The organism is Rhizobium sp. SSA_523 (assembly GCF_030435705.1).
Lineage (GTDB): Bacteria > Pseudomonadota > Alphaproteobacteria > Rhizobiales > Rhizobiaceae > Neorhizobium.
In genome coordinates, this window is sequence record NZ_CP129382.1 from 1,780,299 (window position 1) to 1,793,380 (window position 13,082).

Genomic DNA, 13,082 nt, shown 5'->3' on the forward strand with positions numbered 1-13,082 from the left:
GATGACACATGGCTGATCTTCGCAATGATTTCGTCGGCATCAAATCGCCCAACCCCTTCTGGCTGGCTTCGGCGCCGCCGACGGACAAGGCCTATAATGTGGAACGCGCCTTCAAGGCGGGCTGGGGCGGCGTCGTCTGGAAGACGCTCGGCTCGGAAGGTCCGCCGGTGGTCAATGTCAACGGGCCGCGCTACGGGGCGATCTGGGGTGCCGACCGCCGCCTGCTCGGCTTGAACAATATCGAGCTCATCACCGACCGGCCGCTGCAGGTGAACCTGCAGGAAATGAAGCAGGTGAAGATGAACTGGCCGGACCGGGCGCTGATCGCCTCGATCATGGTGCCCTGCGTGGAGGAAGAGTGGAAAGCCATTCTGCCTCTCGTGGAAGAGACCGGCGCCGACGGCATCGAGCTCAATTTCGGCTGTCCGCACGGCATGAGCGAGCGCGGCATGGGATCGGCCGTCGGCCAGGTGCCGGAGTATATCGAAATGGTGGTGCGCTGGTGCAAGCACTATACCCGCATGCCGGTGATCACCAAGCTGACGCCGAACATCACCGATATCCGCAACCCTGCCCGCGCCGCAAAACGCGGCGGCACCGATGCCGTCTCGCTGATCAACACGATCAATTCCATCGTCTCCGTCGATCTGGATGATTTTGCGCCGGTGCCGAGCATTGGCGGCAAGGGCAGCCATGGCGGCTATTGCGGTCCGGCCGTCAAGCCGATCGCGCTCAATATGGTTTCCGAGATCGCCCGCGATCAGGAAACCTATGGCCTGCCGATTTCCGGCATTGGCGGCGTCACCACATGGCGGGATGCCGCCGAATTCCTGGCGCTTGGCGCCGGCAATGTGCAGGTCTGCACCGCCGCCATGACCTACGGCTTCAAGATCGTTCAGGAAATGATCTCCGGCCTGTCCGACTGGATGGACCAGAAGGGCCACCGGACGCTGGACGATGTGTGCGGCCGCGCCGTGCCCAATGTGACCGACTGGAAATATCTGAACCTCAATTACGTGGCCAAGGCCCATATCGACCAGGACGCCTGCATCAAATGCGGACGCTGCCACATCGCCTGCGAGGATACGTCCCACCAGGCGATCACATCCATGGTGGACGGCGTGCGCCATTTCGAGGTGATGGAAGACGAATGCGTGGGCTGCAATCTCTGCGTCAATGTCTGTCCTGTCGAAAACTGCATCACCATGGTCGGCCTCGAGCCGGGCGCCCTTGACGAGCGCACCGGCAAGCCGGTGGACCCCAACTACGCGAATTGGACGACCCATCCGAACAATCCGATGGCACAGGTGGCCGCGGAATAATCGGGTTGAAGAAAAAGAGCGGGCGGGGCACGAGAGTGGCCTGCCCGTTTATATGCGTCCGAAATGTGCTCGTTGCAGAAAACCGGCAAAAGGCAGGGGCAACGCTGCATACTCCTCTGAACTCACCACGTGGCTCACAGGCCTTCTATTGCGAACACCCCCTACCCCTCGCCCAGCACATCCATCATGGCCTTCATTGCCCGGGTGACATGCCGCTCGCGATGCGCAAGCAGGAAGAAGGGCCGCGTCGGCATGGGGAAATCCGGCATGACCAGCCATCCCTGCGACAGATGCGCCTCCACCGCCCGATAGGAGAGGACAGCCGCGCTGCAGCCGGCTTCCACCGCGGCGATGACCGCCTCGTTCGAGGGAAGCTCCAGGGTCACCCTCAGTGCCTGCGGCGCGATCCCCAGCCGGCGCAACTCCTCCTCGAGCGCCGCACGGGTGCCGGAACCCTGTTCGCGATGAATCCAGTCGGTGGCCAGCAGATCGGCAGGTTCCAGCCCCTGGCCTTTCCTCCAGAAATGCCGGCGGCCGACGACCAGCACCAGCCGATCCTCGCCGACCTTGGTCATCGTGAGTGCCGCAGCGTCCACCCGCCCCTCCACCACGGCAAGATCCGCCCGACCGGCCAGGACCGCCTCTGCCGCGCCCCTCGTATTGCCGACGCTCATATGAAGATCCACCTGGCGATGCCGCTCGCGATAGGCCATCAGCCGCTTCGGCAGCCAGTAGCTGGCAACCGTCTGGCTGGCGTGAAGAATGAGACTGCCGGACGGCGCGCCTGACAGATCCTTCAACAGGCGCCCTGCATCGGCCGCCTTGTCGAGCACCGCCTGCGCCTCGGGCCGGAACAACCGTCCGGCTTCCGTCAGCTCGATGCCGCGGCCGACGCGGTTGAACAGCCGAACCCCATGCCGACCCTCCAGTGCCGCAAGCGCCGCGCTGACGGAGGATTGCGTCATGTTCAGCCGCGCCGCCGCCCGCGTCACATGGCTTTCCTGCGCCACAGCCAGGAAGACCCGCAATTGCTCCAAGGTCATACGATCGTCTCCAGCGATTGAAACGATCATATCAATTCGTTGGAACGATGGAAATCCGCCTGCCACAGTTGCTTCACTCGATCCGGGAAACGACAGAGGCCTTGATGACCGCGCATTCGCATTCCACCCGACGGGCCCATGAATGGCTGGAGACGGTGGTCGGCCTCCTTCCCGGGCTTGCCTTGACGGCAGGCATCGCCACCGCGGCCATGCTGTTTCGCACCTTGACCGGGATCGAAAGCCTGTCGCCGCTGATCGTCTCGATCGTCATCGGCATGGTGATCGGCAATAGCCGCAAGCCCGCCGCCGCCTGCCGCTTTGGCATCAGCCTGTCGCTCAAGCGCCTCCTGCGGCTCGGCATCATCCTGCTCGGCCTGCAGATCACCCTCTCGCAACTGGCGTCGCTCGGCCTCTCCGGCCTCTTCGTGGTGGTGGCGACGCTCCTCGCCACCTTCATCGCCATCACCCTTGCTGGCCGGCTCTTGGGAGTCGATCGCCGGATGACGGGCCTGATCGCTGCCGGAACCGCCGTCTGCGGCGCCTCGGCAGTGATCGCCGCCAATGCCGTGGTGCGGGGGCGTGACGAGGATGTCGCCTATGCGGTTGCCTGCGTCACCCTGTTCGGCTCGCTATCCATGCTGCTCTTCCCGCTTTTGCTGGTGCCCCTCAACCTCGACAGCACCGCTTACGGCATCTGGTCGGGCGCCACGATTCATGAAGTGGCGCAGGTCGTTGCGGCAACCTTCCAGAGCGGCGAGGTGGCGGGGCAATACGGCACTATTGCCAAGCTTGCGCGCGTCGTGCTTCTTGCGCCCTTGGTGCTGACACTGGCGCTGACGCTGTTTCGCCCGCACACGGAACGTGCTGCCCGCCCCGGCCTGGCTCAGGATCGGACCCGCGCCGGCGCGCCTTTCCCCTGGTTCGTCCTGGGTTTCCTCGCAATGGTGGCACTGAACAGCGCCGTCGCGATCCCGCCGGAGGTGATTTCGCACGCCAACCTGCTCGCCACCTTCCTGCTCTCCTGCGGGCTGGCCGCTATGGGCCTCAACACACAGATCCGCCAACTGGCGGCCGAGGGCCTGCGCCCGCTTGCGCTCGGCGCCTTTGGCTGGCTGTTCATCTCGGCCTTCGGTTACGGGATGGTGTGCCTGGCGGGGTTTTAGGCTCCAGCAAAAGCGCGTCAGCGGTTTTGCTAGGTCAAAGGCTTGATCGCCAGGCCGCGCAGGAACAGGTCTTCGAGAAAACGGGCGGCATCTTCGAACCGGCCCTCGCCGAAGCGGTTGCCCAGCACCGCCTCCACCTGCACGTCGAAATCGGCATAATGCTGGGTGGTGGACCAGATGGAGAAGATCAGGTGATAGGGATCGCAGCGGGCCATCTTGCCGGCCTTGATCCAGGCGCGGATCACATTGGCCTTCTCATCCACCAGTGCCTTCAGCGGCCCGGTCAGTTCGTCCTCGATATGCGGCGCGCCCTGCAGGATCTCATTGGCGAACAGCCGGCTCTCGCGGGGAAAGTCCCGTGACATTTCCAGCTTGCGGCGAATATAGGAGCGGATCTCGCTCTCCGGATTGCCATCGGCGTTGAAGGCCCGCAGGGGCTCCAGCCAGGTGAAGAGCATGCGGTCCAGAAGCGCCCGGTGGATGGCTTCCTTGGTGCGGAAATAATAAAGGAGATTGGGCTTGGACATGCCGGCGGCCTCGGCGATCTGGTCGATCGTCGCGCCACGGAAGCCGAAGGCGGAAAAGACATCAAGCGCCGCCTCCAGGATCTTCTCTTCCTTCTCCTCCTGAATGCGCGTGCGCCGCCGGGTCATCGCCGCCCTTGGAATCATCCCGCTCTCCTCGCATCCAGGGCCTGGCCGCCTCCGGCAATGCACAAATTTTGCGCCCACAAACCCCGTGCCGGATTTATGTTCATTTTTTCGCTGGTCCGCATTTTTCGGCTTGAGAACCGGCACGGACATTGTAAGCTTTTACCAACCGGTCAATTTATCTGCGACACACCGGGCAAAGGCAAGCCCTCCTCTGAGGGAAACCTGTCTTGGTTCAACACGCTAGGCCTTGTGCAACAAGTCCGGCCTGGTGACCAGGCCAGACTTTGCTCCCATAAAAAGGTGGCGCAGGACCGCACGAGGGAACAGCAGCCGCAGCGATGCTTTCAACGGCTGACAGATGAAGGATTGAACGAATGGTGGCAGCACCAGGCGAAAACCTGCGCGTGAACGGTGACCGGCTCTGGGACATGCTGATGGAGATGGCCCGCATCGGTCCCGGCATTGCCGGCGGCAACAACCGCCAGACGCTGACCGACGAAGACGGCGAGGGCCGCCACCTGTTCAAATCCTGGTGCGAAGCGGCAGGCATGAGCGTCGGCGTCGACCAGATGGGCACCATGTTCGCCACCCGCGCCGGGACGGATCCGGATGCTCTGCCGGTCTATGTCGGAAGCCATCTCGACACCCAGCCCACCGGCGGCAAATATGACGGCGTCCTCGGCGTTCTTTCGGGTCTCGAAGTGGTACGCACGTTGAATGATCTCGGCATCCGGACCAGACATCCGATCGTCGTGACGAACTGGGCCAATGAGGAAGGTGCCCGCTTCGCGCCCGCCATGCTGGCTTCCGGCGTGTTTGCCGGGATCCACTCGCTGGATTACGCCTATGCCCGCAAGGATCCGGACGGCAAGTCCTATGGCGAAGAGCTGCAGAGGATCGGCTGGCGCGGCGATGAAGAGGTGGGCAAGCGCAAGATGCACGCCTATTTCGAATATCACATCGAACAAGGCCCGATCCTGGAGGCCGAGAACAGAAAGATCGGCGTCGTCACCCATTGTCAGGGCCTGTGGTGGCTGGAATTCACGCTGACCGGGAAGGAGGCGCATACCGGCTCCACGCCCATGACCATGCGGGTGAATGCCGGTCTTGCCATGGCGCGCATCCTGGAAATGGTGCAGGATGTGGCAATGTCCGAGCAGCCGGGCGCGGTCGGCGGCGTGGGCCAGATGGTCTTCTCCCCCAATTCCCGCAATGTCCTGCCGGGCAAGGTGGTCTTCACCGTCGATATCCGCACCCCCAGCCAGGACAAGCTCGACCGCATGCGGGAAAGGATCGAGGCGCGGGCGCATGAGATCTGCGCAGCGCTCGGCGTCGGCTGTTCCATCGAAGCGGTCGGCCATTTCGACCCCGTCACCTTCGATCCGACGCTGGTGGATCGGGTGCGCAAGGCCGCCGAAACCCTCGGCTACAGCCATATGAACCTCATCTCCGGTGCCGGCCACGATGCCTGCTGGGCGGCCAAGGTGGCGCCGGCCACCATGATCATGTGCCCCTGCGTCGGCGGCCTTTCGCACAATGAAGCGGAAGAGATTTCACGGGAATGGGCCGCCGCCGGTTGCGACGTGCTTTTCCATGCCGTGTTGGAAACGGCGGAGATTGTGGGGTGAGCCTGTTGGTCCGGCAAACTCTCCCATTTGCCGCATGGGCGAACGCTGCCTGTAAAGGGAGCGACGGGACGTCTCTTGCTTCGCCCTCGACAAGGCTTATGCTGTCATACGGGCGAGCTGCAGGCCAGGCTGACGGCACTGGCCGCGCAGACCCCTTCTCCCCCTGGGGAGAAGGTGCCCGAAGGGCGGATGAGGGGGTGGTCGTGTCGCAAGATGATGTCACCAGGCGCCGGCCCGGCAAGACCGTTCAGGCCCGCCGGCTTCGACAGTTGGAGACAGAGGAAGAACATTGTCTCTGGAGCGATCTCAGGGCGCGCAGGCTTAACGGTTACAAGTTCTCTCGGCAGATACCCCTCGGCCCCTATGTGGTGGATTTTCTGTGTCGTGAGCGTTCGCTCGTGGTTGAATTGGACGGGATCCAGCATGCGGGAAGCCTGTATGACGACCGGCGCACCAGCTGGCTGAATGCCAGCGGATATTCCGTGATCCGCTTCTGGAATCACGAGGTTCTCCGGGAACGGCGAGCCGTGCTGGAGACAATTCTGGCAGTTCTGGACGGACGCCTCACGCAAGCCTGCGACACAACCCGGTTTTCACCCGCAATGCGGAGAGCGAAATGATGCGGCCCGCCGGTGCAGCCCCCTCATCCGCCCTTCGGGCACCTTCTCCCCAAGGGGAGAAGGGAGCGCGCGCGCTGTACCGTCAGAGACCATGCTTGACCCCCCTGCTTGCCGAACTTGCAAAGCCAAACCCTTCTGCATCGCTCATGCACATCAAAACGACGCATGACCTGAGAGAGGGAGCGCATGCGGTGCCTCCTATCCCTTCTCCCCTTGGGGAGAGGTGCCCGAAGGGCGGATGAAGGGGAACGCCCAGTGACAGCCCAAGATTATTTCCGGGAGAGACACACACCATGACCACAGTCATCAAGAACGGCACCATCGTGACCGCCGATCTCACCTATCGGGCCGACGTGAAGGTGGAGGGCGGCAGGATCGTCGAAATCGGCCCCAATCTTTCCGGCGACACGGTGCTGGACGCAACCGGCTGCTATGTCATGCCGGGTGGCATCGATCCGCATGTGCATCTGGAAATGCCCTTCATGGGCACCTATTCGGCGGATGATTTCGAAAGCGGAACACGCGCCGCCCTTGCCGGCGGCACCACGATGGTCGTCGATTTCTGCCTGCCCGATCCCGGCCAGTCGCTTCTTGACGCGCTGAAGCGCTGGGACAACAAGGCAACCCGCGCCAATTGCGACTATTCCTTCCACATGTCCGTCACTTGGTGGGGCGAGCAGGTCTTCAACGAGATGAAGACGGTGGTGGAAGAGAAAGGCATCAACACCTTCAAGCATTTCATGGCCTATAAGGGCGCGCTGATGGTGAACGATGATGAGATGTTCGCCTCCTTCTCGCGCTGCGCCGAACTGGGAGCCCTGCCGCTCGTCCATGCGGAAAACGGCGATGTGGTCGCCGCCATGCAGACCAAACTGATGGATGAGGGCAATACCGGCCCCGAGGCGCATGCCTATTCGAGGCCCGCGACGGTGGAGGGCGAAGCGACCAATCGCGCCATCATCATCGCCGACATGGCGGGCGCCCCCCTCTATGTCGTGCACACCTCCTGCGAGCAGGCGCATGAGGCCATCCGGCGCGCAAGGCAGAACGGCATGCGCGTCTTCGGCGAGCCGCTGATCCAGCACCTGACGCTCGACGAGAGCGAATATGCCAATCCGGACTGGGATCATGCCGCACGCCGCGTCATGAGCCCGCCCTTCCGCAACAAGCAGCACCAGGACAGCCTCTGGGCCGGTCTCGCAAGCGGCTCGCTGCAGGTGGTGGCAACCGATCACTGCGCCTTCACCACCGACCAGAAACGCTATGGGATCGGCGATTTCCGCAAGATCCCGAACGGCACCGGCGGCCTGGAAGACCGCATGCCGATGCTGTGGACCTATGGGGTCGCCACCGGCCGCATCACGATGAACGAATTCGTGGCCGTGACCTCGACCAATATCGCCAAGATCCTCAACATCTATCCGAGAAAGGGCGCAATTCTGGTGGGAGCCGATGCCGATCTCGTCGTCTGGGATCCGCAGAAGGAAAAGACCATCGGCGCCGGCAACCAGCAATCGGCCATCGATTACAATGTCTTCGAAGGCAAAAAGGTGAAGGGCCTGCCGCGCTATACGCTGACACGCGGTGCCGTCGCGATCGAGGACGGCGCGGTCAAGACGCGCGAGGGGCATGGCCAGTTCGTCGCCCGCGAGCCCTATCCGGCGGTGTCCAAGGCGCTTTCGACCTGGAAGGAATTGACGGCTCCGCGCAAGGTGGAGCGCAGCGGCATCCCGGCATCCGGGGTTTGATAATGGAAACATCTAGACCCGCAGCGCTTGTTACCAAACCTGTCAATTGTCTCTGTGACGTTGATCTTGGTGGAGCCGCGCAGGGCGCGTCCTCTTCTCCCCTTGGGGAGAAGGTGGCCCGTAGGGCCGGATGAGGGGTCTTGCGATGACGTCACCCAATTCAGCCTGGAGAAGACGAGACGGCGCTGGAAGGGCGGCTGATTGCTTGCTGCGAACTGACGCGTTTTTATCCCGCAATCAAACGATGAAGGTGAAAGAGATCAGGTCTTGACGCAAACGATACGGAAAGTTGCTGTCCCCTCACCCGGCGCTATCGCGCCACCCTCTCCCCAAGGGGAGAGGGGGAGCCTCGCCTCACCGCGCCAGCGCATCCAGTTCCGGCAGCAGGACCACGCTCTCCTGCTCGTTGGGATCGGTGCGGGCGATGATCGCTGTCGCCGGCTCGTCGGACGTGTTTGCCGGAAGATGCGGCACGCCGGCCGGAATGTAGAAGAGCTCGCCGGCACTGACCACGACATGGTTTTCCAGCCGGTCGCCGTACCAGGTATCCGCCCGGCCGGCGAGCATGTAGATCGCCGTTTCATGGCTTTCGTGCAGATGCGCCTTGGCCCGCGCACCGGGCGGCATGGTGAGAATATGCATGCAGATGCCCTTTGCACCCACCGTCTCCGCCGCAATGCCTTCGAAATAGCTGAGGCCCTGCTTGCCGTCATAGGTGGCGCCCGGCTTCACCAGCCGGCAGGTGGGCTTTGATGATGCATCCATGGTCCATATCCTCCAATTGCGTGCCTGCAGGCGCCTCGCGCCTGCTGCAGGGCCGCTCACGGCTTCGGAAGATAGCAGAAATCATGCCCCTGAACACGATCCCCACCCGGCCGGAGACGCTTCGATGACCGCTGCCCCCGCCCCGTTCGCCTCATCTGCCGTCTCATCTGCCGCATCGGTTGTCTCCGCCCGAGATCTCGGCCTCACCTTCGAAACCGGCGATGGTCCGGTACATGCCCTCACCGGTGTCAATCTGGATATCCGCAAGGGCGATTTCGTCTCCTTCATCGGCCCTTCCGGCTGCGGCAAGACCACCTTCCTGCGCGTCATCGCCGATCTCGAACGGCACACGGCGGGAACGATCGCGATCAACGGCATGACGCCGGAAAAGGCCCGCCTGGCGCGCGCCTATGGCTACGTCTTCCAGGCCGCCGCCCTTTATCCCTGGCGAACCATCGAGAAGAACATTGCCCTGCCGCTGGAGATCATGGGCTATGACGCGGCAGACAGAAAGGCGCGCATCGCCGCCATGCTCGATCTCGTCAACCTGACGGGCTTCGGTCAGAAATATCCGTGGCAGCTCTCCGGCGGCATGCAGCAGCGAGCCTCGATCGCCCGCGCGCTCGCCTTCGATGCCGATCTCCTGCTGATGGACGAACCCTTCGGCGCGCTGGACGAGATCGTCCGCGACCATCTGAACGAGCAGCTGCTGAAACTGTGGGAAAAGACCAACAAGACCATCTGCTTCGTCACCCATTCCATTCCGGAAGCGGTCTATCTCTCCACCCGTATCGTCGTGATGAGCCCCCGGCCCGGCCGGGTGACCGACGTGATCGAATCAACGCTTCCCCGCGACCGGCCGCTGGAAATCCGCGATACGCCGGAATTCCTGGCGATCGCCCACCGCGTGCGCGAAGGGCTGAAAGCGGGGCACAGTTATGAGGAGTAGGAGCACTGGATCGGTGCCAAGCCCGGCTTTGACATCAGCGACGCATGGAGCCCTGCCATATCCCCAGGCAGATTGGCGGATGATGGGCATGGCCGCCTTGGCGGGAGACACCCGATGACGTCATCGCTCCTGCGCGACCGCATCCTGCCGGTCCTGACGGTGATCGCCGCGATCCTTCTCATCTGGCATGTCTTCGTCGTCTATCTGAACGCCCCCTTCGTGCGCGACCAGGCGGCGCGGGCCGGCGAAACGCTGACGCTGGGCCAGGTGGTGGAGCGCTCCTTCGTCCAGGAACGGCCCGTCCTGCCGGCGCCGCATCAGATCCTGGCCGAACTCTGGGACACGACGGTCGCCAAGCCGGTCACCTCCAAGCGCAGTCTCGTCTACCATGCCGGGATCACGCTGTCGGCAACCCTGATGGGCTTTGGCATGGGCAGCGTACTCGGCATTCTGCTTGCCGTCGCCATCGTCCACAACCGGGCGATCGACAAGTCGCTGATGCCCTGGGTGATCGCCAGCCAGACCATCCCCATCCTCGCCATCGCGCCGATGATCATCGTCGTCCTGAACTCCATCGGCATATCGGGCCTGCTGCCGAAAGCGCTGATTTCCACCTATCTCTCCTTCTTTCCCGTCGTCGTCGGCATGGTGAAGGGGTTGCGCAGCCCGGACACGCTGCTGCTGGACCTGATGCACACCTATAATTCGAGCCCCCGCCAGATCTTCTGGAAGCTGCGCTGGCCGGCCGCCCTGCCCTATCTCTTCACCTCGCTGAAGGTGGCGATCGCCATCTCGCTGGTCGGCGCCATTGTCGGCGAATTGCCCACCGGGGCGGTGGCCGGGCTTGGCGCGCGCCTGCTGTCGGGCTCCTATTACGGCCAGACGATCCAGATCTGGGCGGCGCTCTTCATGGCCGCGGGCCTTGCAGCCGTGCTCGTCACGATTGTCGGCCTTGCCCACGGCCTGGTGCTGAAACGCATGGGGGCACGCCCATGAACCTCTATCTTGTCGCCGCCGTGATCGTCTGGCTTGGTGCCTGGGCCCTCAACGAATGGCTGGTGCGGCAAAGACCTGCGACGCCTTTGCTGGCCCGTGGGATCGGCATCGCCGTGCCGCTGATCTTCGGCGTGACGCTGCTGACCGTCTGGCAATGCCTGGTGCGCGGTTTCGAGATCCCGCCCATCCTGCTGCCGGCGCCCACCGCGATCTTTTCCCGGCTGATCGCCTCCCTGCCGATCCTCTGGGCGGATTTCCAGCAGACATTCCTCAAATCCGTCCTGACCGGCTATGTGGCCGGCTGCGGCCTCGGTTTTCTGGTGGCGATCCTGATCGACCGGTCGCCCTTCCTGCAGAAGGGCCTGCTGCCGATCGGCAATTTCGTCTCGGCGCTGCCTGTCGTCGGCGTGGCGCCGATCATGGTCATGTGGTTCGGCTTCGACTGGCCCTCGAAAGTGGCGGTCGTCGTCATCATGACCTTCTTCCCCATGCTGGTGAACACCGTGCAGGGGCTTGCCGCCTCAAGCCATATGGAGCGCGACCTGATGCGGACCTATGCCGCCTCATGGTGGCAGACGCTGATCCGGCTGCGCCTGCCGGCCGCCTGGCCCTTCATCTTCAACGCGCTGAAGATCAACTCGACTCTGGCGCTGATCGGGGCCATCGTGGCGGAATTCTTCGGCACGCCCATTGTCGGCATGGGCTTTCGCATTTCGACCGAGGTGGGACGGGCCAATATCGACATGGTCTGGGCCGAGATCACCGTCGCCGCCGTGGCCGGCTCGGTCTTTTATGGTCTGGTGGCGCTCTCCGAGCGGGCCGTCACCTTCTGGCATCCCTCCGTCCGTGGTGGCCGGAGGTAAGAACCAAAAAAGAGGGAACGCAAGTGATGAACAGGAAGATCGCATCGCTGATGCTGGCCGCAGCCGTCTCGCTGACGGCCATGTCGGCCGCCGCCGCCGACAAGGTGACGCTGCAGCTGAAATGGGTCACGCAGGCGCAGTTCGCCGGCTATTACGTGGCCAAGGACAAGGGCTTCTACGAGGAAGAGGGGCTGGACGTGGAGATCAAGCCCGGCGGGCCGGACATCGCGCCCCCGCAGGTGCTGGCCGGCGGCGGCGCCGACGTGATCGTCGACTGGATGCCGTCTGCGCTCGCCACGCGCGAAAAGGGCGTACCCCTCGTCAATATCGCCCAGCCTTTCAAGACCTCCGGCATGATGCTCACCTGTCTGAAGGAAAGCGGCATTGCCAAGCCTGCCGACTTCAAGGGCAAGACGCTGGGCGTCTGGTTCTTCGGCAATGAATATCCCTTCCTCTCCTGGATGAGCACGCTCGGCATCAAGACCGATGGTTCCGCCGAAGGCGTGAAGGTGCTGAAGCAGGGCTTCAACGTGGACCCGCTCCTGCAGAAGCAGGCCGCCTGCATCTCCACCATGACCTACAACGAATACTGGCAGGTCATCGATGCCGGCATCAAGCCGGAGGAACTGGTCACCTTCAAATATGAGGATGAAGGCGTGGCGACGCTGGAAGACGGCCTCTATGTGCTGGAGGACAAATTGAAGGACGCCGCCTTCCAGGAGAAGATGGTCAAATTCGTCCGCGCCTCGATGAAGGGCTGGAAATGGGCAGAGGAGAATCCGGATGAGGCCGCCGGCATCGTGCTGGACAATGATGCCTCCGGGGCCCAGACCGAAAAGCACCAGAAGCGCATGATGAGCGAAGTGGCCAAGCTGACCGCGGGCTCCAACGGCGCCCTCGACATGGCCGATTACGAGCGCACGGTGAAGACCCTGCTCGGCGGCGGTTCCGATCCGGTCATCACCAAGGAGCCGACCGGCGCCTATACGCTCGACATCACCAAGGCCGCCCTGAAGTAGGAACCGGCCAGCCGACCGGAAATGAAACGCGCGGCCAGGGTCGCGCGTTTTGCCGTTCAGGCAGACGCCATCGGCACCCCTGCCAAGGCGACGGGTGGAAGGCGGCCAGCACGCTGAGAGACAGCAGCGAGGCAGCCGCTGCGGCACGATCTTCGGCAACCCGTCAAAAACTATGATGGCAAGGATCATGCGCGGACCATTGATCCGCTTGTGCGCTGCGATTAAAGTGATCACGATTTGTTGTGCTGTGGTCTTGCAGCGCTCGGCAGACGTAGCCACCTATGCTCGGTTGCGACGACCTTGTCGGCCACTG

At 63.1% G+C, this 13,082-nt stretch carries 12 protein-coding genes; 9 read left to right on the forward strand and 3 right to left on the reverse strand.

Annotated elements, in window-relative coordinates; all coding sequences use genetic code 11:
• The first annotated feature begins 8 nt into the window (after nt 1–8).
• Complete coding sequence (preA, locus tag QTJ18_RS16910) at nt 9–1,322, forward strand: NAD-dependent dihydropyrimidine dehydrogenase subunit PreA (protein ID WP_252752852.1); 1,314 nt, start codon at nt 9–11, stop codon at nt 1,320–1,322.
• A gap of 161 nt (nt 1,323–1,483) precedes the next feature.
• Here the strand turns inward: preA and QTJ18_RS16915 are convergent, their stop codons facing one another.
• Nucleotides 1,484–2,365 (reverse strand): LysR family transcriptional regulator, encoded by an 882-nt coding sequence (locus QTJ18_RS16915; protein ID WP_252752851.1) that lies wholly within the window; start codon nt 2,363–2,365, stop codon nt 1,484–1,486.
• Nucleotides 2,366–2,469: 104 nt separating this feature from the next.
• Between QTJ18_RS16915 and QTJ18_RS16920 the strand changes: the two genes are divergently transcribed.
• Nucleotides 2,470–3,528 (forward strand): YeiH family protein, encoded by a 1,059-nt coding sequence (locus QTJ18_RS16920; protein ID WP_252752850.1) that lies wholly within the window; start codon nt 2,470–2,472, stop codon nt 3,526–3,528.
• A 29-nt stretch (nt 3,529–3,557) separates the two neighbouring features.
• On the opposite strand, the gene rutR is transcribed toward QTJ18_RS16920, so the two are convergent.
• A complete protein-coding gene (gene rutR / locus QTJ18_RS16925; protein ID WP_252752849.1) occupies nt 3,558–4,199 on the reverse strand; it encodes an HTH-type transcriptional regulator RutR in 642 nt (213 codons plus the stop codon).
• A gap of 356 nt (nt 4,200–4,555) precedes the next feature.
• Between rutR and QTJ18_RS16930 the strand changes: the two genes are divergently transcribed.
• The 3 genes from QTJ18_RS16930 to hydA all read left to right on the forward strand — a co-directional run bounded on the left by QTJ18_RS16930 (nt 4,556) and on the right by hydA (nt 8,177).
• The gene (locus QTJ18_RS16930) at nt 4,556–5,809 is read left to right on the forward strand and encodes a Zn-dependent hydrolase (RefSeq protein ID WP_252752848.1); all 1,254 of its coding nucleotides are present in this window, start codon (nt 4,556–4,558) and stop codon (nt 5,807–5,809) included.
• Between the two features lie 98 nt (nt 5,810–5,907).
• The gene (locus QTJ18_RS16935) at nt 5,908–6,429 is read left to right on the forward strand and encodes an endonuclease domain-containing protein (protein ID WP_489667205.1); all 522 of its coding nucleotides are present in this window, start codon (nt 5,908–5,910) and stop codon (nt 6,427–6,429) included.
• A 293-nt stretch (nt 6,430–6,722) separates the two neighbouring features.
• A complete protein-coding gene (gene hydA / locus QTJ18_RS16940; RefSeq protein WP_252752847.1) occupies nt 6,723–8,177 on the forward strand; it encodes a dihydropyrimidinase in 1,455 nt (484 codons plus the stop codon).
• Between the two features lie 354 nt (nt 8,178–8,531).
• On the opposite strand, the gene QTJ18_RS16945 is transcribed toward hydA, so the two are convergent.
• Nucleotides 8,532–8,942: a cupin domain-containing protein gene (locus QTJ18_RS16945; RefSeq protein WP_252752846.1), complete on the reverse strand. Its 411-nt coding sequence runs from the start codon at nt 8,940–8,942 to the stop codon at nt 8,532–8,534.
• Between the two features lie 124 nt (nt 8,943–9,066).
• Between QTJ18_RS16945 and QTJ18_RS16950 the strand changes: the two genes are divergently transcribed.
• The 4 genes from QTJ18_RS16950 (at nt 9,067) to QTJ18_RS16965 (ending at nt 12,769) form a co-directional block, all read left to right on the forward strand.
• Nucleotides 9,067–9,891 (forward strand): ABC transporter ATP-binding protein, encoded by an 825-nt coding sequence (locus QTJ18_RS16950; protein ID WP_252752845.1) that lies wholly within the window; start codon nt 9,067–9,069, stop codon nt 9,889–9,891.
• 114 nt (nt 9,892–10,005) lie between these two features.
• Complete coding sequence (locus tag QTJ18_RS16955) at nt 10,006–10,887, forward strand: ABC transporter permease (RefSeq protein WP_252752844.1); 882 nt, start codon at nt 10,006–10,008, stop codon at nt 10,885–10,887.
• Nucleotides 10,884–11,750: an ABC transporter permease gene (locus QTJ18_RS16960; RefSeq protein ID WP_252752843.1), complete on the forward strand. Its 867-nt coding sequence runs from the start codon at nt 10,884–10,886 to the stop codon at nt 11,748–11,750. Before QTJ18_RS16955 ends, QTJ18_RS16960 begins: the two co-directional genes overlap by 4 nt.
• Before the next feature lie 26 nt (nt 11,751–11,776).
• Nucleotides 11,777–12,769: an ABC transporter substrate-binding protein gene (locus tag QTJ18_RS16965; protein WP_252752842.1), complete on the forward strand. Its 993-nt coding sequence runs from the start codon at nt 11,777–11,779 to the stop codon at nt 12,767–12,769.
• The last annotated feature ends 313 nt before the right edge of the window (nt 12,770–13,082 follow it).